At 62.2% G+C, this 25846-nt stretch carries 8 protein-coding genes; 4 read left to right on the top strand and 4 right to left on the bottom strand.

Annotated elements, in window-relative coordinates; genetic code table 11:
- Position 1: 1 nt before the first annotated feature.
- Positions 2 to 1366 carry a DUF1501 domain-containing protein gene (locus ACILSR_RS15510; protein WP_395750697.1) on the bottom strand — a complete coding sequence of 455 codons (1365 nt, stop codon included), beginning with the start codon at positions 1364 to 1366 and terminating at the stop codon, positions 2 to 4.
- A 145-nt stretch (positions 1367 to 1511) separates the two neighbouring features.
- Between ACILSR_RS15510 and ACILSR_RS15505 the strand changes: the two genes are divergently transcribed.
- Positions 1512 to 2267, top strand: coding sequence for an SDR family NAD(P)-dependent oxidoreductase (locus ACILSR_RS15505; protein WP_395750696.1), 756 nt, complete (start codon positions 1512 to 1514; stop codon positions 2265 to 2267).
- A gap of 212 nt (positions 2268 to 2479) precedes the next feature.
- On the opposite strand, the gene ACILSR_RS15500 is transcribed toward ACILSR_RS15505, so the two are convergent.
- Entirely contained in the window at positions 2480 to 3313 is an 834-nt protein-coding gene (locus tag ACILSR_RS15500; RefSeq protein WP_395750695.1) for an ATP-grasp domain-containing protein, read from the bottom strand.
- On the bottom strand, positions 3306 to 4178 hold the full coding sequence (locus ACILSR_RS15495) for an NAD(P)-dependent oxidoreductase (RefSeq protein ID WP_395750694.1): 873 nt from the start codon (positions 4176 to 4178) through the stop codon (positions 3306 to 3308). Before ACILSR_RS15495 ends, ACILSR_RS15500 begins: the two co-directional genes overlap by 8 nt.
- Positions 4179 to 4234: 56 nt before the next feature.
- Here ACILSR_RS15495 and ACILSR_RS15490 point away from each other — a divergent pair, with 56 nt between their 5' ends.
- Genes ACILSR_RS15490 through hflC form a run of 3 tightly spaced genes read left to right on the top strand, consistent with a single transcriptional unit; the run spans position 4235 to position 7285 of the window.
- Positions 4235 to 5203: an NAD-dependent epimerase/dehydratase family protein gene (locus ACILSR_RS15490; RefSeq protein WP_395750693.1), complete on the top strand. Its 969-nt coding sequence runs from the start codon at positions 4235 to 4237 to the stop codon at positions 5201 to 5203.
- A 37-nt stretch (positions 5204 to 5240) separates the two neighbouring features.
- A complete protein-coding gene (gene hflK / locus ACILSR_RS15485; RefSeq protein WP_395750692.1) occupies positions 5241 to 6236 on the top strand; it encodes an FtsH protease activity modulator HflK in 996 nt (331 codons plus the stop codon).
- Positions 6233 to 7285: a protease modulator HflC gene (hflC, locus tag ACILSR_RS15480; RefSeq protein ID WP_395750691.1), complete on the top strand. Its 1053-nt coding sequence runs from the start codon at positions 6233 to 6235 to the stop codon at positions 7283 to 7285. Before hflK ends, hflC begins: the two co-directional genes overlap by 4 nt.
- 509 nt (positions 7286 to 7794) lie before the next feature.
- On the opposite strand, the gene ACILSR_RS15475 is transcribed toward hflC, so the two are convergent.
- The gene (locus tag ACILSR_RS15475) at positions 7795 to 25392 is read right to left on the bottom strand and encodes an autotransporter-associated beta strand repeat-containing protein (protein ID WP_395750690.1); all 17598 of its coding nucleotides are present in this window, start codon (positions 25390 to 25392) and stop codon (positions 7795 to 7797) included.
- Between the last annotated feature and the right edge of the window lie 454 nt (positions 25393 to 25846).

The following is a 25846-nucleotide window of genomic DNA, read 5'->3' as shown; positions in this document are numbered from 1 at the left end:
TTTAAGAGATGATCCCCTTCACGACCTTGCCATCCTTCACGATCTCGATGGGGCGCGTGCCGCCAAACGCCATCAGCTCTTCATTCGAATCGATGCCTAGCTGATGGTACACCGTGGCCAGAAAATCCTCGAGCTTCACTTCATCACGCGCCGGTTCGGCGGAGGTGGCATCCGAGGCGCCGTAGATCTGACCGCGGGTGATGCCACCGCCGGCGAGGAGCATGGAGTAGACGCGGGCCCAGTGGTCGCGGCCATTGCTCATGTTTACCTTTGGGGTGCGGCCGAACTCGGTGGTGACCATCACCAGCGTGCTGTCGAGCATGCCGCGCTGATCGAGATCGGTGATGAGGCCGCTGATGGCGTGATCGAGCGCGGGCATGAATTCGGTGCAGGTGCCCTTGATGTCCACGTGGGAGTCCCAGGAGCCGTAATTGACACTGACGAAGCGGACGCCGGATTCAACGAGACGGCGTGCGAGAAGGAGGCGCTCGCCGACAGCGGCGGGAGCGCGTTGTTTTAGCTCGTAGCCGCGGCCGTAGAGATCGCGCATGGCGTCGTTTTCGTCGGCGAGGGAGAAAGCCTTGCGCGCAGAGTCGGAGGTCAGCAGCGAGTACGCGCTTTTGTAGAAGTCGTCCATCGTGTTCAGCTTGTCGATGTCCGCGTCCAGCTTGCGGAGCTGGCCTTCGACGATGTCGCGCGCGGCTTTACGGCGTTCGAACTGCTGCATGGAGACGCCGTCGGGGATGCTGAAGTCGCGCACTTTGAATTCCCCTTTCGCGCCCGGATCGGCATTGAGCTGGAAGGGGCCGTACTTGCTGCTGAGAAATCCGGTGCCGCCTTCAAAACCGCGCATCGCGGGAATGGCCACATACGGCGGCATCTCTTTGCGCACCCCGAAGAGGTGAGACACCACGCTGCCCATCTGCGGATAATCAATCACCGTCGTCGGCGTGTAGCCGGTGTAGAGGTGATATGTCGCCTGCTGATGGTCCGGAATCTTGCCCACCACTGAGCGCACAATGGTCAGCTTGTCGGCGATCTTGGAAAGGCGGGTGAAGTTTTCGCTGAAGACCTCCCCTGTTTTGGTTTTCACCACGCCGAAGCCGCCGCGGTACTCCGTGGGGGCCTCGGGCTTGGGGTCCCAGGATTCCTGCTGAGCCATGCCGCCGGGGAGGTGCAGATGAATGATGCTCTTCGCCTTCCCTTCCTTAAAAAAGCCAGGATCCACCGTGGCGCGGGCCTCATGTTTCAGGAGATCGGCCATGCTGAGGCCGAGCGCGCTGCAAAAGCCGATGCGCATGGCCTCGCGCCGCTGGAGGTTCATCTGGCGAAAGCCGGAGCAGCCGGGCGTGGAGGGGGCGTTCATGAGGGGAGAGAGATGGCGGGCAGTGCGGAAAAGGTGCAGTCAGCTGTTACTGTGCGAGACCGCTGTTCCTTGCGCTACCCCGAGAACTCGGGGGAGGCCGCGGATGTGTCCTTGGCATATGCGAAACCGGTGTTCATAGTGCGGCATGAATTTGAATCTTGCCGGCCAGTCGGTCGCTGTGTTTGGGGCCGCCCGGGGCATCGGTCGTGCCATTGCAGATGGGTTTGCCGCGGAAGGCTGCAACGTGCGCGGCTTTGACCGGGAGAAAACGGCAGATTTTATCACGACGGGAGACGTGACCAGCTATGAAGCCGTGAAAGCTTTTGCGACGGAGTTTGCAGTGGTGGATCACATCGTCTTCTGCGTCGGCATCGGCTCCGGCAAATTCGGTTTCCCCTTTTGGAATCTGGAGCCTGGGGACTGGGCCCGCGTACTGGAGGTGAACCTCATCGGCGCGGTGAATGTGGCGCATGCATTTGCGCCGAGGCTGATCGAGCGCGGTGGGGGATCGATGCTGTTTCTCGTTTCCGTGGCGGGGCAGATGGGATCGCAGACGGATCCGCCGTACAGTGCATCGAAGGCGGCGTTGATTAACTTTACGCAGTGCGCGGCGAAGGATCTGGGACCGCACAACGTGCGCGTGAATGCGCTGGCGCCGGGGATGGTGAAGACGGAGCTGAATCAGAGCATCTGGGCGGCGGGGCAGAAGAAGCTGCCGGAGGAGAAGCGGCAGAGCTTTGATGACTGGGCGGCGGAGAAGATCAAGAAGGTGTCTCACCTGGGCCGCTGGCAGATGCCGGAGGAGTATGCGGCGATGGCGACGTTTTTAGCGTCGGATCATGCGAAAAATATTACCGGGCAGACGATCAATATTGATGGGGGGCAGGTGATGCATTCTTGAGGGGGGCAAAGGTAGGTCGCAGGGACGTTCGACTTAGCCGCAGAGGAGCGGAGAGGCAGAGGGGGCAGAGTCTTGGAACGGTCTCCTGCGCTCCTTCAGAGCGCGATCTTCGGCAGGAGAGCGCGGTGTGTGCAAACCCAGGGCTTGCTACGCTGCGCCCTGGGCTGACTCCTGCGGGCCGTTGGCCCGCGATGCGAACTTGGAAGGTCGCTTTACGCTGATGTGTTTCTGCGTTTTGAGATCCAAGGCCGATGAGATTGGGTAACTTCTGATCTGGGCACGATGGCAGATCGGATGGTCTGCAGGACTTGGGAAGGGGCGCAACCGTAGAGGCCGGCACCCCAGCAGGGGTTTGCTTCGATGATGGCCCAGGTGCCGTCGCTGGTTTTGCCGACATCCAAAGTGCAGGCGGGTGGCAGTGGGACGGTGGTGTCTGAGAGGATGCTTTCTACGAAGGAGCGAGCTTCATTTTCCTCGTGAGGGAGGAAGGGCCAGTGGTCGTCAGCGGACCGAGCGAGCTCCCCTTCCCTCCAGTAGGGACTCATGGTCATGAGCTTGCGATGCAAAACGAAGCAGCGGACTTCGAGGCGGAAATCCATGATGCCGGAACGGAGGACGGGGATGTCTTGATCTACCTGTTCTTCCGATGGGAGGTCCTGGCCGGTGGCGTAAACTTTGGGATCGAAGATCTTTCCGTCGGCAGGCTTCACGAAGGCGGGTGAGTCCAACAGACGGGCGCTGCCGAGAGTCATGAACTCGATCTGACGTGAGAGATATTTGAACGGAACGGAGGTGAGCCAGTCGATGGCGGGTTCCAGAAGGACGAGGTTTAGCTGGTCTGCGACGGCTTCGGCAAACAAGGGTTCGCCGTAGATGATGATGTTGTTTTGACAAGAGAGCAGTTCATCGGGAACGCGCCAGGCTTGGATGCGGTGAACAGACCAATGATTGGCAACGCAGACGCGCCAGATGGCGACGGAGTCATCCGTGGCGCGGGGGCCGAGGAGAACCGTTACTGAGTGGTCGTCTTTGACTGACTCACTCATACAGCTTGAACAAGCCGCTGTGATCGAGGTCGCCGAGGTGTTTTTCGTGGACGAATTTTTCCCACTGGGCGAGGGAGTTTCTCAATGTGGGGGAGTCGAGGCCGACGGAGTCGGCGAGCTGGGACATGAGGCGGACGTCTTTGAGCTGGAGGGTGGCGCGGCCGCCGGGGGCGAAGTCGCGGCGGACCATGCGGTCGCCATGGAGATCGAGGATGCGGCTTTCGGCGAAGCCGCCGAGGAGGGCTTTACGGACGAGGGCGGGATCGACGCCGGAGAGTTCGGCGAGGCGGAGGGCCTGGGCGACGGCGTCGATGGTCTGGGCGACGATGAGCTGATTGGCCAATTTGGTGACCTGGCCGCTGCCGACGGGGCCGAGGTGGGTGATGTTTTTGCCGACGGCCTGGAAGATGGGAAGGGCGCGCTGGAAATTGGCGTCGCTGCCGCCGGCCATGATGGTGAGGGTGGCGGCTTCGGCGCCGACCTGGCCGCCGGAGACGGGGGCATCGACCCAATTGACGCGTTGGGCCCATTGTTTGGTCTCGGGGACGCCGGTGGTGCCGAAGTCGATGATGAGGGCGTCTGGGTGCAGGCCTTCGATGAGGCCGCCGGGGCCGAAGACGATGCTCTCGACGACATCGGTCATGGTGAGATTGATGCAGATGATGCCGGGGCCGATCTCGCGGGCGAGCTCAGGGAGGGTGGCGGCACGGCGCATGCCGAGGGCGACGGCGGCCTCTGCCGGGGCGGGGCTGCGATTCCAGACGACGACGTCGGCTCCGGCTTCATGGAGGTGACGTGCATTGGCGCGGCCCATGTTGCCGAGTCCGACGAATCCGATCTTGTGTCCTGTGAGAGGCTTGCTCATGTCCGGACGAACTCACATCAGGCGGTGCCTGATGGCAAACCCTTCCCTACTCAACCATGAAAATCATCATCACCGGCGGCGGCGGCTTCCTTGGCTCTCAACTTGCGCAGAAACTTTTGGAACACGGCACGTGGTGCGGCAAGGCGATCACGGAGATGGTGCTGCTGGATGCGTTTTTTCGCGGTGAGCCGACGGATGCGCGGGTGAAGCATGTGAAGGGTGACATTGGTGACCGGGCGACGGTGCTGGCGGCGACGGGAGCGAAGTTTGACGTCATTTTTCACCTGGCCTCGATGGTGAGCGGGGAGTGCGAGGAGAGATTTGATGATGCGATGCGGGTGAACCTGGAGGGCGGGCGCAATGTGTTTGAGGCGGCGCGTGCGGCGGAAGGACGGCCGCGGGTGGTGTTTGCTAGCAGCGTGGCGGTTTATGGTGGTATCGACATGTCGCAGCTGATGTCTGATATGACGAAGCAACTGCCACAGACGACGTATGGGATGACGAAGGCAATGTGCGAGATGATGGTGAACGACCACACGCGCAAAGGGCACTTTGACGGGCGGAGTGTGCGGCTGCCGACGGTGATCGTGCGGCCGGGGAAGCCGAATGCGGCGGCATCGAGCTGGGCGAGCGGGATGTTCCGTGAGCCGCTGAGTGGTGAGGCGTGCATGCTGCCGATCCGGCGGGATCAGCCGCATCCGATGACGGGATACCGGACGGTGATTGAATCATTCATCTTCTTGAGCGAGGTGCCGGAGGAGAAGCTGGGCAAGGACCGTGCGTATGTGCTGCCGGCGCATCGTGTGACGCCGAACATCGCGGAGAAGGTGATCCAGGAAGTGGCGGCGGAGAAAGGCATCACGCTGGGACCAATTGTGGATGCGTTTGATGCGCGGATTCAGGGCATCGTGGACAACTGGCCGCAGCAGGTGGATGGCGCACGTGCGGAGGCGATTGGCCTGCCACGTCCGCCGGAGCTGAAGGTCATCGTCGAACAATATCTGGCTGACTTTGGAATGAAGTAGGCTTTGCCGTGGCGGGGGAATGCAGTAGCCTCGGGCCATGAGTGACATACGCCCCTTTCCGAATGCGCCGCAGATACGCATCAATCCGCGCTTGATTCTCTCGGTGCTGGCCGGCCTTTTTTTGGCCATCGGCATTTTCTCAGGCGTGTATCAGGTGTCTGCAGATTCGGTGGCGGTGGTGCAGCGCTTCGGCGGGTACCTGGGCACGGAGGGCCCCGGGCTGCATTTCAAGCTGCCATGGGGCATCGACCGTGTGACGCTGGTGGAAATCCAGCAGCAGAAGAAGCTGGAGTTTGGCTTTGGCACTCCGGGCGCGACCAACCGCAACCAGTTTTCCCGCTATGACGAGCAGGAGGGCGAGAAGACAATGGTCACGGGAGACCTGAACACAGCCCTGGTGGAGTGGGTGGTGCAGTTCCACATCGGCGATCCCGTGGCGTATGTGTTCAACTTCCGCGAGCCGGAGCCGACCTTGCGCGATCTCTCCCAGGCGGTGATGCGCGAGGTCGTGGGAGACCGCACTGTGGACGAGGTGCTGACCATCGGCCGCCAGGAGATGGAGACCCGATGCGCCGAACGCCTGCGCGAACTCGTGACAGCGCTGAACATGGGAGTGCACATCGACCAGATTCAGCTGGGCAACATCAACCCTCCCGCCGATGTGCAGGCGAGCTTCAACGATGTGAACCGCGCCAAGCAGGAAAAAGAGTCCGCCATCAACACGGCGAGCGGGAACTACAACCAGATCATCCCCAAGGCCCGCGGCGAAGCGGAACAGAAGATCAAGGGAGCGGAGGGCTATGCCGCCAAACGCATCAACGAAGCCGAGGGGGATGCCGCGCGCTTCAAAGCCGTGCTCACCGAGTACCTGAAGGCGCCGGAGGTGACGAAGAAACGACTTTATCTGGAAACGATGGGCGAGGTGCTCTCCCAGGTGCCGGGCAAGATCATTCTGGATGACAAGGCCTCGTCGTTTCTGCCGCTGATGAATTTGCGCCAAGTGGAACCCCAACCCGCCCCTGCCACACGATGAAAGCCTCCCTTGTCTTGATTGTTATTCTTGCGCTGGGCATCCTGGCGAGTTCCAGCATGTACACGGTGAGCGAGACTGAGCAGGTGGTCATCACCCAGTTTGGCAAGCCCGTGGGAGACCCCGTCAAAAAAGCGGGCCTGCACTGGAAGCTTCCTTTCATCCAGACGGTGAACAGCATGGACAAAAGGGTGCTGGAATGGGACGGCCCCTCCGCCAACATGACCACCAAGGACAAGGTCATCGTGGTGGTGGATGTGTTTGGCCGCTGGGAGATCAGCAATCCGCTGCTGTATTTCCGCCAGCTAACCGACGAGCGCCGCGCACTCTCCCGGCTGGATGACATTCTGGCGAGCGAGACTCGCATCGTGATTGCGAAGCATGAGTTCATCGAGGCCGTGCGCACCACGAAGGACCGCAAGGCCGTGCGCGATGTGGCCAACATTGGCGGCAGCGGAAGCGTGCCTTCCACGGCTGATTTGCGCATCGGCGTGCTGCCACCCATCACTTATGGTCGGGTGGAGCTGGAGGCGGAAGTGCTGAAAAATGCCATCCCAAAAATCGAGGGCTATGGCATCCGCCTGCTGGATGTGCGCTTCAAGCGCATCGACTACGATCCTTCGGTGAGCCAGTCGATTCATCAGCGCATGATTTCCGAGCGCGAGCAGATCGCGAAGCTGCACCGGGCCGAAGGCGAAGGTGAGGCGGCAAAGATCAATGGCGAACGCGAGCGCGACCTGGCAACAATCGAGTCCGAGGCATACCGGAAGGTGCAGGAGCTGGAAGGCGCGGCAGATGCGACGGCCACGGAGATCTATGCAAAGGCCTACAATCAGACGCCGGAGGCGGCGCAGCTGTTTGAGTTTTTGAAAACGATGGAGATGTACAAGCAGCTGATCACCTCGGACACCACGATGATCTTCACCACCGAGAGCGAGCTGTTCCGCTTTTTGAAGTCAAGCAATCCGCAGGCGGCCAAACCAGCGGCGGGAGCAGGCCTTGAATTCCCCCCGCTCAACAAACTGCCGACACTGCTGGAAGTGGGACGTTAGACCAGCTCTCGAAGCGATTCTCACAGTGAACCGACGAGCGCAGCCGCCCGAGTGAAGAGACGGGAGCACCGCCTGCTGTTTGAAACTAAAACAATGCGCAGTTGAAAATGGGTCTGGGCGTTCAGCCTGCTGCTGAGGCTGCAGGTCTGAATGAAAATGGCTGACCTTGCGGTGGGTTCCGGGACCAAGATGGTCCCGCTCCTGCCAGAGCGTCGCCGCGCGGAAGACATGGAAGAGAGTGATCATCATGATCTCTCAACGCTGCGCGATCACTCAAAGTCCCGCGTGGAGTGAAGGCTGCAAGCTGAGGATGCTCAAAGGACGCCAAGACCTCTTTTCAAATGCTGGTGGTATCATGCCGCGATCTGTTGTGAACAAGTCAACAATCACGCGCAAACACGTCGCCTGATATCGCACGTGCCTGCGGTCCTCGAAGCCGGTCGGTTTGGCGGAGCGGGGCTGTCGATTTTGAAACGCCCTTGACGCCAGACACAGCCCGCCCAGACAAGCTATTTGAGCGTTGTGTGGCGGCGACGGCGGCGGAAGACACAAAGTGCAAGGCCCATCAGCAGCAGCAGCGCGCGGGATGGCTCGGGCACGACGACGAGGACTCCATAAGTGGTGAAGGCGCTGGTGTCCCAGGAGAGATTGAGATCGAGCGCGACACCAGAGAGGTTCAGATCTGCAAGAGTGAAGCTGCCGGTGCCTGCAAGCGAGTCGGGAGTGCCGACGGTGCTCCAGTCGAGCAGCTTGAAGATGCTGCCATAGCCGATGGAGGAGGTGTTGTCGGAAAGCAGGATGGTGCCGCCCACGGTGGAGCCGAGATTGAAGGTGCCGTTCGTGAGGCGGATGCTGTCGTAGCTGCCCGATTTCGACCAGATAGTGGTGTATGGAGCGCCTGTGATGCCGCCATTCGTGTTGAGATAGGCCAGGGCGGAAGTCGAGCCGTCGAAGCCTGCATCCGTCTGCGTGCTGGAGCTGAGGCCCAGCTGGATCTGTGCTCCATTTTGCACGTCCACGGCGGTGCCTGCAGAAGTGAAGGTGAGGGTTTGATTGCTTGTCGCAGGTGTGCCCGCACCCGGGGCTAGAAAAGCTCCGGTTCTGACAGTGGTGGCACCCGCGATGCTGCCCGAGCCGGAGAGGGTGGCACCGGTGCTGACGGTGACAGCGCCCGCGCCTGCAAGGGCACCGCCGGAGCCATCGCCCACCTGCAATGTGCCGGCAGAGACGGTGGTGGTACCGGTGTAGGTGCTGGTCTGCGAGAGGACGAGTGTATTGGCACCCAATTTTTCAAAGCTGACCCTGTTGACCCCGCCGTTGGTATCGGCAAGGACGCCGCCATAGGTGAAGCTGCCGCCGACGGCGTTGGTGGTGTCGAGGCCGATGGATGAACCGTTCTTGAATCCCCCCGTGTCGGTCCCGAGAGACTCGATCACATCCACATCCGCGGAGGTGAACTCGCCCGCACCACCGACGTTGAAAGCTGCAGTGGCGCCACTGTTGACGATGAGATTGGCGGCCGTCCACATCGAGGCAGAGTTGTTATAAAGCGCGGTCTCTTTGACGAACTGCAGAGTGCCGGTGGAAACGGTGGTGGTGCCGGTGTAGGATTCCACGCCATCCATGTAAAGGGTGCCGTTGGAGGTTTTGTCAAAGGCGCCGCCGCCATTGAGTTCTCCCAAGTTTTTCAAGGTGCCGGACTGTGCATTGAAGGTGATGGGATTGCTGGCGTCGCCGATGGTTTTGCCGGTCATGTCCAGCGTGCCGCCGCTGAGGTTCACGGAGGCGTTTCGAGTGCCGGCCCCCGTGCCGCCCGTAATGGCACCCTGAACGGTGAGGCTGCCGCCGGAGATGTTGATGGCCGCGGTGGCCGTGCCGAGACTGGCGCTGGCCATGGTGACGGCGGTGGAGCCCGCGGTGGCGAGCGTGACACTGCCACCTGAAACGTTCAAGGCGGTGCTGGTCGAACCCGTGGCATTGGTGTTGCTGCTGCCCAGAACCAGGGCCTGGCCTGCACCCGCACCAATGGTGACCGTCCCGCCGGTCACGTTGATGCTGGCGCTGACCACACCGGTGTTTCCATTGCTGCCGAGAGTGGCGGCAGTGCCTGTGCCGGAGCCGATGGTGACGCTGCCACCGCCGAGATTCACGACGTTGGTGCTGTTGCCGGCGGCGGTCTTCGAACCCATGGTGAGATTTCCAGTGATGAGTTTGCCGGTGTCGAAGGCAAAGAGGTTCTCCATCGGTCCGGTCCTGCCGTTCTGCGTGCCGATGTTGAAGGTGCTGAAGAGGAGGTCGGCGTCATGGCTGGTGACGTCAAAGGTGTTCCGATTGCCGGCAGGAAGCGCCGCGGCGGTGGTGCTGGATCCGGTGCCCATGTTGAAGGCCGCGGCGGATGAGCCATCGGCAGCGCGAATGGTGACGGTGCCGTTGGAGTTTAAGAAAGTGACAGAGCCCAGGTCGCGCGAGCCGGTGCCGATGTTGACGGTGTTGACGTTCACGGTGTTGGTGGCGGTGCCGAGGAGGAGCTGGTTGACCTGGCCGCTGCTGCCGTTGTACTGGCCGCCGTCTCCCACCGCGAGTGTGGCCGCAGTGATGGTGGTGTTCGGAGCGAGTGTGGCCACGGAGAATATGCCGTTGGTATTGGCGCCCGAGATATTGTTGACACGGAAGACACCATCGGTGGTGTTGAGGCTGACCTGCAGGCTGGCGAGTCCGCTGAAATCGGCTGAGGCAATGTTGCCCGCACCGGCCGTGCCGCCGGTGTAGCCGCCGACGCGGAAGGTGGCGGCGGAGGCGAGATTGGTCACCACCAGGGAGCCATCGCCGCTGGCCGTAAACAGGGTGTTGGTGACACCCGCTGCGGATGTTCCGATGACCACGTTGCCATTGATGGCGAGAGTCTTCCCGGCGCCAATGAGGATCTGGTTGGTTTCCGCGGAGGTGTTGGTCTGCACCGTCAGCGCTCCCCCGAAGGAGGCATTGGCGCCGGAGAGATCGAGCGTGCCGGCGGTGGTGATGGAGCTGGCACTGCCAAAGTTCAGGGCACCCCCGAGGGTCTGATCCGCAGTAAAGCGCAGAGTACCGTCATTGATGCTGGTGGCGCCCGAGTAATTGCTGGTGGCGCTGATGACCCAGGTGCCGGTGTCTGACTTGACCAGGGTGAGCACACCGAGGCCGTTTTCACTGAGCACCCCGAGAGTATTGGCGAGGCCGGGATCTGACACGCCCTTCAGCGTGAGCGTTTTGTTGCCCGCGGTTTCAAAACGCACCACGCCGAGCGTCAATGCTCCCGTGCCTGAAGCGTCCAGCGTGACGGCTCCCGTGGTGCCCTGCAGACCGATGGTGCGGTCACTGGAGCTGCCGACACCTGTGTAAATCAGTCCCGTGGCCGCCGTGGTGAGGCCCATGTGAATGACGGCGTCCTGCGCCGTGGCCGCACTGCCGAGTGCACTGGCCCCGCCACCGACATTGGCAATGCTGTTAAAGCTCAGCGTGCCGGCCTGGATTTCCACGGGTCCGGAGAATGTATTCAGCCCGGAAAGCGTCAGGATATTGCCTTGTGTTTTCAGCAGGCCTCCCGGCCCAGCGAGGACCGCATCCACGCCAATGTCCGCCGTGTTTCCGAAAGCGAAGCCGCTGCTCGCGGTGATGGTGCCTGTCCCCTGCAGGAAGGGGCCTGCGCCCGTCGTGCTGACCAGGCCGGCCGAGATGCTGAAGGTGCCGATCTTCAGCGTGGCACCTGCGCCAATGATGAGATCGCCACCGATGCCCGTGGCATTGTCGGCCCCCACCGTCAGCGTGCCGCCGGAGATGGTGGTGGTTCCGGTATAGGTGGCTGCTGCATTGAGCGTCAGATTGCCAAGACCGGTCTTTGTCAGGCCGCCGGCTCCCGAGCCGACGCTGGCACCCAATGCGAGATCCATGCCATTCGTGTCGATGGTGCCGCCGCCGGTGAAGAAAGTGATGCCGCGGGAGGAGATGTCATCGCCAGAATAGGAGGAGGACAGACGAAGTGTGCCACCCGCAAAAACGAGCGCGCCGGTATTGCCACCGATGTTGTCGAGATCGGAAATCTCGAGTGTGCCTTCGTTGATGGTGGTTGTCTTGCCGCCGCCACCAGCGGCGTTGGTGCCGGTAAGAACGAGGGTGCCACGACCCGATTTTGTGATATCCGCCGCCGAGGTCAGCGAAGATGAGACGATGGCCGAAAGCGTGGCAGTGGTAATGGCCGAAGAGGGATTGACCACAAAGAAAACGTATTCGCCACTGCTGCCGACCGCGATGCCGTTGTCGAATCCTCCCAGCGTGGTGCTGTAGGCAGTGTTGGCGGCAGCCGTGGAGTTCAGCGTGAACAGGAAGGCGCCGCTGGTGTTGACCAGGGCCTGCCCGGCGCCGTTGCCGGTGAAGCTGACGTCGGTCAGCGTTGCGTTGTTGTCGATGACGAGCGAGTTGATCGTCTTGCCAGCGAGGCCGGTCAGATCTGCCGCCAGAGATTCGCGAACATTCGCCGTCGCGGCGGCAGAGGCGAAGGTGTCATACTCCGTGCTGAAATCGAGCGGGCGGAATCCGGCGCCGCTGACATAGGTGACGAGAGAGTTGCCCATGGTGGTGGCTGCCAGCGCACCGGTGACCGTCTCGCCGATGGCCCAGGGGACAATGCTGATGGTCTTGGTCGTGGCCGCGCCACCGCCGCCGACGAGAGTGGCGATGAAGGCCGTCTGATTGGCGGAGTTGCCTATGCGCAGCTGGTTGTTCTGGCTGCTGGTGGAGCCCAGGTTCGTGCCGCGCACATCCAGAGTGGCACGATTTGTCCGCAGCAGGTTGTTCATGATGATGTCCGAATCATCAGAGGTCGTGGTCGCTTCGAGGCTGGCATAGCTGGCCCCGGAGGCCAGGGTGACCACTCCCACGGTTTCGTCCAGAGTGGTGTCCTGGTCGGTGTTGATATACAAACCACGCGGAAGCAGGCTGCCGGCGATGCCGCCGTCAGCAGAGTTCAGAGTGATCGTGGTGGCGTCGGGAATGCGGGTGCCGGAGCGGGTGGTGCCGCTGTTCGTGATCCGCAGGTAGCCGCCTTTGTTGATCTCAATGGCGGAGGCGTCGATCTCACCGATGCCGGAGATGATGACACCGCCGCCATTGATGCGCAGCGTGCCGCTGAAGCCGGTGCTGGCATTGTTGAGGGTGAGGTCAAACAGCGCGCCGTTTTTCACCAGCGTCCCCGTTCCGGTGAACAGCCCGGAGTAGGTGCTGGCGGCATTCTGATTGAAGGTGAGCGTGTAGGTGCCGACATCGACGGTGGCCAGATCGTCAAGACCATCGGTGGCCGAGCCACCCGCCAGCCGGCCGATCGTTTCGTCCGCGAGAAGTTGCAGCATGTTGAAGTGGTCGTCGGCCAAAGTGACGAGCGAGGTGTCGCCGATGGCATTGCCACCGCTCACCTGCAGGGTGCCGTTCTGGATTTCGGTGGCACCGGTATAAACATTCCGCCCGCTGAGAAGCAGAGTGCCCGCTCCGGATTTTGTGAGGGCCTGATTGATGCGGATATCCGAGGAGATTTCGAAGGTCCGCGCACTGTCCTGCGTGACGATGAGCTCCGTGACGCCAGAGGCCAGCGTGCCGCCAAAGATGCCGGGCGTGCCCGCCGTCACGCTGTCAGTGACGAGAATGCCGCCGCTGGTGATGTAGAGCAGGCCGCCTGAAGCGAGGTTCAAGTCCGACCCACCGGCCGCATTGAAGCGCAGGCTGCTGATATTGGCAAAAGCCAGCGTGCCTGTGAAGCCGGTGGCGCCATCGGTGACGTGATCTGCGAGCGTCCAGGTGGCGACATCATTTTCGAGGGTGGATGCCAGGGCGACGATGTTGCCACCGGCGAGGTTGGTGGCATTGGTGGCAAACCAGGTGCCGGTGCTGTCAGTCACTGTTGCAAACCCGCTGAGGCCAAGCATTCCGCTGGTGCCATTGAGCGTGCTGGTGGTGATGCCGTTGGTGGCGCTCTGTGTGCCGGAGGGCAGCACAAAGCGGACCGTGCCGTCCTGCGCATTGTTCGCACGGGTAATGGCTCCGAGATTGAGAACCGCAGCCTGTCCTGCTCCGCCGGTGACCGAGATCTGGTTGGAGCCGCTGTTGCTGAGGACGAACCCGGTGACCGTCTGACTCGTCGCGGCGCTGGCGCTGCCATTGAGGGTCAGGGTGCCGCCGCGCATGTCCAAAGCAGTCGCCGCATTGAGCTTGGCCGTGTTGCTGGAAGTGTAGTCGAGGATCAAATTGCCCGCGCTGAGGAGCATCGCACCCGTGAGGCCGCTGTTGTCCCCGCTGAGGATCACATCTCCCATGCCGCCTTTGAGGAGCGCGCCCACGCCAGCGAGATTGGCCGAGACGGAGCCTCGGTAAAGGCTGAGGCCGCTTCCCGAGGTGGTCACGGTCACATTGATGGTGCCGGAACCGATGATGTTCCCTTCCAACGCGGCCCCGGGCTGGCCCACGTCGAGGCGCGGGGTGGTGATGTTGAAGTTTTTGATGTTTAATATTGTCACCGCGCCGGTCGTTTCAAAGCCGACCAGGATGCCTTCGAGTCCCAATGCGGCGCTGGAGATGTCATCCGCATTGAAATTGACGGTGCTGCCATTGCCCATGTAAATGAAATTGCTGGTGCCGCTGACGTAGCTCAGGGCCCCGGTTGTATTGAGGTCGAGCACGGTGCCGGTGCCGTTGATTTTGAAGTCATCCCCCACCACGATCGGCGTTCCGGAAATCGTCCAGCGGCCCGAAGACACCAGCACGTCCGGAGAGGTGCTGCTTTGGATGATGCCGCCGGTGATGAAGCCCGAGGAGCCAGCCGCGCCCGTAAGCTGCACCTGATTTCCTCCGGCAGTGATAGCGCCCGCGTAGGTGATGGTGGCGCCGTTGGTGCCCGAAGCGTTCAAGGTGGTGGATGCAGTGACGGTGATGCCACGATCGGTGGACTGGCTGCTGGCGGCACCATCGCCAATGAAGCTGAGGATTCCTCCGCTGAGGGTGATGCCATCGGTTCCCTGGCCCAGGTTGCTGGGGCCACCACCGTTGTTCGAAACCGTGCTGAACTGCAGGGTGCCTGCTGTGAGCGTGAGTGCTGAGAAAGTGTTTGCCCCACTCAGCTCCAGGACGCCGGCGCCGGCTTTGTTCAGCGTGGCGGCGGCACCGCTGCTGCCCAGCACTCCGGAAAGAACCGCCTTGTCCGTCGTCACATCCGTGTTGTCATTGACGGTGACGGTGCGGGTGACGGGAGAAGCGGTGTTGTTCAGGTCAAGGTTATGAGTGAACGTGACCACGCTGTCCGCCGTGGTGGAACCAAACAGCAGGGTGCCTGTGCCGGAGACAAAGAAGGGGGTGCTGTCCCACACGAGAGGATCGGGCGCGCCGGCGAGGGTCACCGTCAGCGCACCGCCGCTCGCGGCGAAGCCACCGTTTGCACCCGCCACCCACTGAACCTGGCCACCGCCTGCGCCGAGGGAACGGGTGAAGGTGCCATTGCCCTCATACACACCGTTGTTGAGCAGGAGATTTCCGGAGCCGAGATCGCCCGTGACAGAACCGGCCTGGATGGTGATGGGGCCGGTGAGATGATTGATGCCGGCGATGTGCAGTGTGCCGGTGCCCTGCTTGATGAGGCCGCCACCGCCGTCGTTTTGCAGCGTGACATTGGCACCGATGATCATGTCGGGTTCGGCATTGGTGCTGTCGCCGATGATGAAGGTGCGTGCCACGCCGCCGAAGTCCAGGATGGCCCCCGGGCCGGCTCCGTTGATGGTGGCCACGAGCGGATTGTTGGTGGAGCTGAAAGTCACGGTGCCGGTGAGGGTGAGTGTCTTGCCCGCGCCGATCAGAAGATTGGACGCGGAGCCGGCCGCACCGCCGCCCATGATGAGATTGCCAATGGTTTGATCAAAGGCGGGATTGAGCTGCACGGTGCCCGCATTCACCGTGAGCGCCGTTCCGGAAATCTGGCTGGCACCCGAGAACACCAGGGTGCCGGCGGCGTTGTTCATCGTGGTAAGGCCGGTGTAGCTGTTGTTCCCGCTCAGAGTCAGAGTGCCAGCACCGCTGTAGGTCAGTGCGCCTGCGGCGGTGCCATTGGTGATATCGCTGCTGATGAGCAGATTGCCCGTGCCATTGATGGTGGTGGTGCGGGCGGATGTGCCGTTGTTGACGAGATAGACCACGCCCCCAGAGAAAGTGGCGGCGCCCGCATTGTTCACCGTCAGCGTACGCGACCCGCCGCCGTCCACCTGCACATCGCCGTTCACGGTGATGTTTCCATTCAGCGTGCTGTTTGCCGTGATGGAGAGGCCCGCCAGCGTGGCGTCAAAGATGTTCGAGTCGAGCGTGCCGCCAGCCAGGATGATGTTCATGGTCGCGGGCAGCGCATCCTGAATCCCATACTGCAAGGTGCCCCCGCTGACAGTGGTGCTGCCGGTGTAACCGACCTGCGCATTCAGGGTCAGCACGCCCGCACCGGCTTTGGTGAAGCCGCCGGTGCTGCCGACACCGATGGCGTTGTCGAAGCTGATGTTGTTGCCATTGGTGTCCACGGTGCCGCCGCCGGAAAGCAGAACGAAGGTACGGGTGGAAAGATCATCTCCGGAATAGGCGGAAGGATCCAGGCGCAGGGTGCCGCCGGCAAAAAGAATGCGGCCGGTGCTTCCGCCAATGTTATCCAAGTCGGAGATCTGCAATGCACCTTCGTTGAGCGCCACGTCGCCAAGGCCGGAGTTGTTCGCTGAAAGGATGAGAGTGCCGGCGCCGGATTTTGTCAGCGCTGCCGTCGTGGTGCTCAGGGCGGAGCTCACCGTAGCCACCCCGCCCACGACATGAAATACATACTCATTGGTGAAGGGACTGACCTCGATGCCGGTGAAGCCGCCAATGGTGGAGGTGCCGGTGCCGCTGAAAAGGAAACCGCCGCTGTCCACATCGAGCACACCCGTGCCAGTCAGATCCACCGCCCCGCCAGCACCCATGGAGATGAGAAGGGAGCGGATGGTCGTGCCGGTAGCAGCCGTGGTGGTGGCGCTCACGAGCACGTTCTGCGTGCTCGCAGTCGCATCCCACGAGGCCGTATCGGTGACCTGGGCATATTCGGTGGCGAGATTCATAGGGCGCCATCCAGCGTTTGCGGTGCCCGCCGTGGTGAGGAAGCTGTCTGCGGCGGCCGCGCCACCGGCGGAAGGACCGATGGCCCAGGGAATGACCGGCAGACTGGTGCCAGTGCCAGCGCCAAAGCCTGCCATCACGGAGGCGTTCTGGAACTGCGCACGCGGAGCGGACGTGGCCTGAATGCCGATGCCACGCAGCACCAGCGTGGCCTGATTACTCCGCGTGATGGAGCCTGCCTGAAGAATGATGTTCTGGCTGGTGTTAGCGGACGTGGTGCTGGAATCCACACGCACGGAGTTGACGCCGGAATTGAAGTTCACCGCGCCGATGACCTCCGTCACGCCAAGGTTCTGGTCATTGCGATAAAACAGCCCGTCCGTGGTGCTGCCGGTGCTGTTGAGATTGAACACCACATCGTCACCGATGCGGCCTCCCGCGACGCCCGTCGCCACGGTGACGCTGTTGTGATCAATGAAGAAACTCGCACCCGTGCCGATGTTCACCGTGGTGCCCGCTGCCACGCTCTGCACAAACTGGTTTGAACCGTTCACATCCACGCCGAGACGTCCCGCAAGGACGTTGATCACGCCGCCAGCGCCGAGGTTGATGAGTCCATCCGTGATGGTGAGCTGACTGCCCCCCATCTTGTTGAACGTTGCTGCACCGGAGGCTGCGCTGATGTCGCCATAGAAGGTGCCGGAGGCGAGCTGGTTGATGGTCAAAGTCTTGCCGGCTGCGATCTGGACGCCCATGTTGCGAAAATTGTTGGTATCGCCACCAGAAAGCGTGCCGATCGTCTCTGAGTCCACCACATCCAGCAGCGTGCCGAGGGCGGCCTCCATGATGACGGGCGCGCGGTCGCCAAGTGCGCCGCCACCTTGCAGACGCAGCGTGCCACCGATGATGCGCACAGTTCCGGTCGCGGTGTTGTTGGACTGGTCGAGAACCATCACGCCCGCTCCCGCCTTGGTCAGCGCCAAAGACGCGGCCATGCGGGAGCCCAGGGTGAATGGCGCGGCACCGTCCTGGGTGACGATCAGCTCGTTCAAAGTGCCCGCGGTGATCCCTCCCCCGCTGATCGAAGGATTGCCAGCACCCACGCTGTTCGTGATCAGGATGCCGCCGCTGGCGATATCGAGAACATCGCTCGCACCGATGGTGACGACGGAAGTTCCGGACGCTGCGTCAAAGCGCAGGCTGTTGATGCTCAGGCTGCCCGCCAGTGTGCCGGTGAAGCCGGTGCTGTCCGTGATATCGGCGGCGGCGCTCCAGGCCGTCACATCGTTCATGACCGTGCTGGAAAAGCCGAGGATCTCGCCGCCGCTGACGGAGGCAAACTGTGCGGCACCCGTGCCGAGCTGATAGGTGGCCCAGCCGCCAAGAATCGTCCCCGCGGTGTTGGTGGCGGTGGTCGTGAGATGACCGCTGGCAGTGGAGGGATTGAATCGCAGCGTGGCTCCTGCCGCACGCGTGATGGTGCCCACTCCCAGCGTTGTGGCCGCACCTGCCGTGTCGATTTTCACCACCGCCGGCGCCGGATCACTCGTGGTGCCCAGCGTCAGGTTCCCGACGGGGTCCGTCACCGCGGTGCTGGCATTGCCGAGGATCTGCAGCGTGCCGCCGTTCATGGTGAGCGCGCCATCGCTGATCTTGGCTCCCGCATGGGTGCCGTGGTCCAGCACGAGCACGCCCGCGGAGATCGTCGTGAGGCCGCCGCCCGTCACGGTGTTGCTGCCAGACACGGTCACGGTGTTTGCCGAAGTCTTCGTGGTGGTGTTCGCGGCGGCGAAGGTGATGTCTCCCGTGATGGTGCCGCTGATGAGGCTCAGGCTGCCGCCCGTATTGAGCGTCAGCGATCCCGAAATGATGCCGCTGGTGGTGTTGACCCCGCCGGCGTCGTTGCTGATGACGTTGCCCAAGGTCACCGCGCCTGTGGTGATCAGGTTGGCGGAAACCAGGCCGCTGCGCAGAGTCAGCGTGCCCGAAGAGAAGGAGCCACCGCCCACACTGTCCACCAGGCTGCCGGAGAATGCTGCCACCGTTCCCTGATTGATAGGATTGGTACCAATAATGATGTCCGTGGACGATGATCCGGTGGTGCCATTGATGTCGAGGACACCGCCGCCGGCTGTTTCCGTGGAGATGTTGAGGTCATCCATGGTATTGGTCAGCGCACCGTTGACGCCGAGCTTCAGAGTGGCCTCGCGGATGAAGAGATCGTCACCGTCGAAGGAGTCAGCCGCGTTCAGAATGACGGTGCCGCTGGTGATGACGAAATTATCGACAATGGTGGGCGCGACATTGATCGTCCAGGTGCCGGTGCCGTTTTTGTTGAGGTCCGCCGAAGTGCCGGTCGTGGTGACCTTGCCGTTGAGGAATCCCTCGCCGCTGCCTTCGAGATTCAGGCTGTTGCCTGCGGCGGTGATGGCGCCCGTGTAGGTGATGGTTGCGCCGCCCGTGCCGGAGGCATCGAGAATTCCGGTGCTGGTGAAGGTCATCGCACGGTCGGTGGTCTGACTGGTGCTGCCGATGAACTGCAGCCTGCCACCGCCGAGAGAGATGCCGTCGATCCCCTGGCCCAGATTGCTTGGGCCGCCGCCGTTGCTGCTGACGGTGCTGAACTGAAGCGTGCCCGCCGTAAGGGTGATGGCCCCGGTAAAGCTGCTGGCCCCGGTGAGCAGCAGGGTGCCGTTGCCCGTCTTGGTGATGCCGCCATTGCTCAGCACGCCCGAAAGCACCGCCCAGTCTGTTGTCACCGCCGTGTTGTCCACCACGGAGATCGTGCGCGCCGCGTTGTTCAGATCAATGTCGTGCGTGAAATCCGTGACGCCGGTGGCACCGGTCGCGCCGAGGAGCAATGTCGCTCCACTCGGCAGGAAGCTGGGAGTCCCGCCCCACACCAGCGGAGGCGGAGCGCCCGTGAAGGTCACGGTCAGATCTCCGCCCACTGCAGCAAAGCCGCCGCCGCCCGAAAGAAACTGCACCTGATTGCTGCCCGTGCCCAGCGCGCGCGTGAACGTGCCTGATCCCTGATAGACACCTCCATTGAGAATGAGATTGTTCGGCAGCGCATCCAATCCGCTGATCGATCCCGCATTGACCTGATAAGAACCGCTGAAGTCGTTGCTGGCGATCCCACTGAGATCCAAAGTACCGGCCCCCGTTTTGGTAAAGGTGCCGCTGCCGATGAGGTGGGCGATCGTCCAGACCATGTCCGCGCTCTGCGTCGCGTTGTCCGCAACCGTCACGGTGATGCCGGCGCTGCCCAGATCCAGAGTGCCTGCGCCTGTGATGGTGGACGGCAGAGTGGTGGTGCCAGCAAAGGTGATGGCGGTGACGGAAAGCGTCAGACCCGAAGCCACATTGACGGTGGCGTTCGTGTTGGCCACGTTGCCCATGGTCAGCAGCCCCACCGACTGGTCCAGGCTCTCGATCGACAAGGTGCCCGCATTGACGGTCAGCGGACCGGTTGCCAGTTTGCCAGCCCCCACCAGACGAAGGGTTCCGTTGTTGTTGTTCAGCGTGGTGGTGCCGGCGGTGGGATTGACACCGCCCAGCGTCAGGGTGCCGTCGCCCGTGTAGCTGATGCTGACGTTGAAGGCCGTGGTGGTGCTGATGTTTCCGTTAAAGGTGGTGTTGCCCGTGCCGTTGATGGCCAGGCTGACATTGCCGGTGAGCGCATTCAGCACCATGTCATTTTGCAGAGTCAGGGTGGAGCCGGCGGTCATGCCATTGGTGATGGTGTGGCCGGTGGTGGTGTTGCTGTAATTCCAGACACCCGTCATGGTAAGGTCATAGTCTCCCACGAACGCGGAAGTCCCCCCAGTCGTCGTGGAGTTGACGGACACGGTGTTGGTCAGCGTCCGTGGAGCGCCATACGCAAACAGCGCACCGTTGCGCAGGACGATGGTGCCTGTGCCAAAGGCTGTGTCGCTTCCGGCTCCAAGCGCGCCCGCCACGATGTTGGTGGTGCCACTGTAGGTGTTGTCGCCGCTGAGGATCCAGGTGGCCCCCTGGTCGGCAGTGATGCCGAGGTTGCCGCCATTATTTGCCAGCACACTGGTGATCATGTTTCCCTCCACACTGCCGCCGCGGAGAAAGAGAGTCTTGGCCCCGGCTGCCATGTCGTTCAAAACGTTGGTCAGAATGAGCGGGCCGCTCCCATCGGCGAGGATCTGTGTGCTGCCCGTGGTGGTGTTCAGGCGGATCATGCGGTCGCTGGTCTCTCCTGCACCAACGTATTGGAGAATGCCCGCTCCCGTTCCTGCATTGCCCAGCGTCAGAGCGCTGCCCTGAGTGTTGGCGTTGGATGAATCCCCCACGCTGCTCGCCCCGGGACTGGTGCTGCTGCCCAGAGAGTTCACCACAAGCTGCCCCGCCGTCACCGCCGTCGTTCCGGTGTAGATGTTCGCTCCAAAGAGCTGCAGCAAACCAGAGCCTGTCTTGCTGATGCCGCCGCTGCCTGAAATGGCACCGGTGATGGTGGCGAAATCAGTGAAGGTGCTGGTGTTGTCATTCACGAGAATGGTGCGCACCGCACTGCCGAGATCGATGGCATTGCGGAACTCCACTTCCCCAAGCGCCGTGATGGAGTTCAGCACCAGCGCCCCGGTGGTCGTCGCCGCAGTGCCCATGAATCCGCCGCTGTTCCAGGTCAACGCTGTGGGCGTGGCCAGACCGCCGATGGAGACGACCAGCTTGTCAGAGGATGCCGCGAAGCCGCCGCCGCCGGTGGTCAGCGCAGTGTTCCAGGAGACCGTGTTCGCTCCCGCGGAAGCGGAGGCTGAGAGATTGCGCGTGAAGTCGCCGGTGGACTGAAAGATGCCTGTGGTGGTGGTGCCGCCGAGGATCAGTCCGCTGTTGCTGGGCAGGCCCTGGCCGTCCTGCGCCACCAGTGATCCGTCGGAAACGGTGGTGGTGCCGGTGTAGGTGTTGTTTGTGTTGCCGAGCACCCACACGCTGGCGCCGAGCTTGTTCAGGCTGGTGATGTTGGCACCGCTGCCGCTGTCGGTGATCTGCGGGTAGAACCAGTTGTCACTCGTCGAGGTGCCGCCGAGCTGGAGCAGCTGGGGATTGGCGCTGGCAAAGGCGATCGGGTTGGTGTTGCTGAAAACCAGCGCCTCATTGTTGACGGCGTTGTTGGTGATCGTGGCACCTGCGGTGGCCACCGTACCGGCCATCGTGAAAAGGCGGTCCGTGCTCACCGAAGTCGTGCCCACATACGTCAGTCCGCCGGTGGTCCCGCCAAAGATCAGGCTGCCCTGATTGGTGGCCACGCTTGCAGCATTGCCGCGGCCGATGCTGCTGTCCGAACCAATATTGGCCAGAGTGGTGACGGACAGAACACCCGTGGTGCCCGTGCCGGGAACTCCAATGCTGGTGCTGCCCGTGTAGTTGCTGATGCCGTTCCATGTTTGTGAATTCGTGGTCCCCATTTTCACCACGCTGATGACGCCCGCTGTTTCATTGATGCTGCCGCTGAAGGTCCCTGTGCCGCCGGTCGTGCCGCCGCCCACGGCAAACACCACCGGATTCGTGCTCGTGTTGGTCACAGTGCCCGTGCCGTTGAATGCTCCGATCATGGTCGTGGTGGCCGTCAGCGCCGTGTTGACTCCGTTCAGGTCGAATGTCGTCCCCTGGCGCATGACCAGATTCACGCTCGCAGCGCTCAGCCGCCCTCCGGCCGCCAGCTGAAGGGTGCCTTCGAGCAGGCTGGTCACCCCCCCGGTGGTGTAGGCATTCACGCCACCGATCACCAGCGTGCCCGCGCCGGTTTTCGTCAGTCCTCCCGTGGTGGTGGCGGTCACCGGAGCTGTGAGGGTCAGTACATCCGAAGCGCCATCCACGCGGATGATCAGATCAGCCGCGCCGCCCGTGGTGATCCCCGTGCCGGAAATCGTGCTGGCACCGCCGGTGGCCAGAAGGCCGCCGCTCGTACCGGCCGCACCGGTGCGGATGGTCAGCAGGCCTGTGAGGGCCAGGCTCACGTCTCCTTTCAACTTCAGTGAGCTGATGACCGTGGCGGCCTGCCCGGTGACGTCTCCCGTCAGCTCATAGTTGTTGCCGGTGGTCATCACATTGGCGCCCGCGCCCACGGTCAAAAAGCCCGCATCGGCACCATACATCGGTGCGCGCAGGGTCACATTGGAGGTGCCGCTGGCATAGGCGAAATCCGCGCCGTTAAAGTAGCTGTAGGAATTGAGCAGACCGGTCGCCGGCACTGCGGCGATGATGACGGCGCTGTTTGCAGCGGGATCAAAGTTCACCGTGGCGCCGCCGTTGGCGCGGTCAAAGGTCAGCGTGGTGGAGGCGGAGATGGTCTGCGCCGCGCTCACCACGAACTGCGTTCCATTGGTGATGCTGGTGATGGTTGCCGCCGCGCTGCCGCCGTTCAAGCGCATGCCCGGGACCAGACCGGCTGTGCTGCCCACAGTGACGGTCGTGGAGGCCGAGGACGCCGCCGTGGTAACCTGTGAAGTGCCGATGGAGGCCAGTGTGAGGCTTGCTGTCCCGCCGATGCCGGCCGTCACCCGCACAGTCCCGGCACCTGCTGAAGCCAGCAAGGCGCCCGCCGTCTCCGTAACAGCCTGGCCGTCGATGCCGATCAATTGCAACGTACCGCCGGCAGCCTGGCTGCCAGCATAAGCGTCCACGCTAAAAGCCACCGCATTCACGTCCGGAACGATGTTGGAGGCGGCGTTGGTCGCCTGCAGTTGCAGCAGACCATTGGCAACTGAAAGCGGCCCCGACCACGTGCCTCCCATGGTGGTGGTGGAGGTCGTGGGGATGGCGTTCACGTTGTAAGTGCCGGCGGGAGCCGTGCTGGTCGTGATCGTGGAGCTGATGGTGAAATGCTTGGCGTCGAGAATCCCCGTGATCTGAGGCAACGTCGCTAGAAGCGAGGTTGTCTGTCCCACCAGCAGTCCCGCCGTCGTCCCGCTGGAAAGAGTGACAATGTTTGTGGCAGTGGTGCCGGGCGCGGAGATCGTCACGGTACTCGCGCTGCCGGTGGAGCCAGCCGCGGACTCCTTCAAAACCCAGGTGCCGGAGCCGGTTTTCATCAGCCCTGTCGTATTGACGCTGTTGTTGTCGAGCAGGAGGCCGCTGAAGGTGTTGGCCTCCGTGCTGGCGCCGCCCAGGAAGAATGTCTTCACGCCCGCTCCGCTGGCGCTCACGTTTCCGGTGAGCGTGAGCGCGCCAGTGCCATCCGCAAGGACAGCGCCGCCGGCGGTGGTGCCTGCCAGGCTGAAGGGCTTGGCGAGCGTGTCGGCAGTGCCCGTGTATTGCAGCCCACCCGTGGTGGTGGTGGCTCCCAGGATGACGCTGCCGGTGGGAGAGCTGCCGTTGATGCCCCCTACATTCGCGATGGAGATCACCCCGCCTGACACCGTCGTATTGCCGCCATAGGTGGAAGCCGAGCCTGTGATCGTCAGTGTGCCGGTCCCGCTTTTGACGATGCTGTGGCCAAAATTTGACGCCGTCGCGATAATGCTGCCGTCGATTGTGGTGCTGCCATTGCCACCGATCGTGAAGGTGCGGTTCCCCGAGTTGTTGGCGTCGCTCCAGAAATCCCCCGTAAAAGTCAGCATGCCGGTCAGATTGTTGGTGAAGATCGTTGCGCCATCCCCGGTGATGACGGGAGTGGCGCCAAACGAGAGGCCGTAGCCGTTGCGGCTGTTAAAGGTGAGCGTCTCGCTGTCATCGTAGGTCAAGGTTCCAAACGAGGACGCGCCATTGATGGCGGCGCTCCCGATCGAGTGATCCACGAAAATGATGGGCGAGCCGCCGCCGCGATTGTACACGTTCTTCCCAATGACACCGCTGTCCATCCGCAGCTCCAGCACGGCGCCATCGCCCGCCAGATCCAGTGTGGACAAAGTGCCGGTGCCTGCATTGCTGCCAAAAGCCGCTGCGGACTCAAACCGCATCGACCCCGAGTAAATCCGGAACGTGCCGGAATAACCCGCCGCCGAAGTGGGATCGACGATCAATGTGCCGCCGCCGGATTTTTGAATGCTGCCAGAACCGGATAATGCACCCGTGATGGCATAACTTCCGGAGCCAGGCAGATTGGCCAGGCTGCTGCCCACGCCCACCGTCAGGAAGATGGTGCCGGTGGTGCCCGCCAGATTGACATCCGTCAGAGTCAGCCGTCCACCGGCGGACTGAATGCCGGTGTTCAGTGTTCCGGAGCCGTTGGTCAGAGTGCCAGTCATCGTGTTGTCTCCCACACTCAGCAGCGCCGCGCCAAACGCAGGCACGGGCCCCAGTCCCTGCAGCGCCACGTCGCGCGTCAGCGTCACTCCGGAGCCATATCCACCTGCCAGCATGAGCGCGCCACCGCCGAAACCGCGGGTGGTGGATCCCGTAACCAGAATGGCCGAGGTATCCGTGCCCAGCGCACCGTTGCTGCTGATGGAAAGAACGCCGTTGCTGATGCTCGTCGTACCCGTGTAGCTGTTGGCAGCATTGGTCAGCCGGAGTGTGCCTCCGCCTACCAGAGTGAGACCATCGCTTCCTTGAACCTGGCTGTCGATCGTGGCCAGTTCGGCAAAACTGACCCGCAGAGAGGGCGTGATGCCGGCCAGCGTCAAACTGCCGCCTGTCAGAACATACCCGCTGCGCAGGAAAGCCAGCTGATTGGCTGTGATGCCGGAGCTGACCGTGACAGTATTGAGAACAGGCACCGAAGACGCCGGCGCGGAGAAGATGGCAGTGTCTCCGTTGGTGTTTGGCCAAAGGATGAGAGTGGTCCCATCCCACCAGTTTGCCGAGGCCAGATCCCAGACACCTGTCCCACCCAGACCGGTGCCGTTGACATTATTGCCGGTGGTGCTGGCATCCGTGTCCCAGTAGAGCGTGGCGGCTTCGGCGGGCCGCATCAAGGCTCCGAACTGGCAGGTCATCATGGCTAGCACCATGACACTGTAAGATGCAGGTGCTCTGAGCAGCGGTTGTGAGGCCTTCATGCGGAGGGGATTGGAAAAGTTCGATTTTTTCCCCACTTCCCGGAAGCCCGGGAAGCAGCCCATCAATGATCTGACAGGCAGGGTAATCCGGTCATTTTGCGGGTCCCGCATAATTTCGAACAAGAACAAATCGATACTTAGGCGACAGCGCGGATAACCACTTACCGACTTAATCGCGTATCTTTAAGCACACCTCGGCCGCCTCTTTATTTAAGTGCGGACAATCTGGGTGACTTGTCACTTTCGGCCTCGCCCACTGACTTGCACTGGGACTCTTTAATTCGTTAATTGGCTGTTTTGAGGCGGTGGCCACGAGTCTGCTGTGGCTTCCCCGACGATAAGGACGTCACTTAGTCCTCGGGAGATTCGGTTGGAAGTTTTTCGTGACAAAGGACCCCGAAAAAATCACTTTCGTCCCCCCCTCCTCACACCCCCGTCCAAGGCAATCTCCATC

The organism is Prosthecobacter sp. (assembly GCF_044222565.1).
In the GTDB taxonomy this organism is placed as follows: Bacteria; Verrucomicrobiota; Verrucomicrobiia; order Verrucomicrobiales; family Verrucomicrobiaceae; genus Prosthecobacter.
This window is presented reverse-complemented; position numbering and strand designations above follow the sequence as displayed.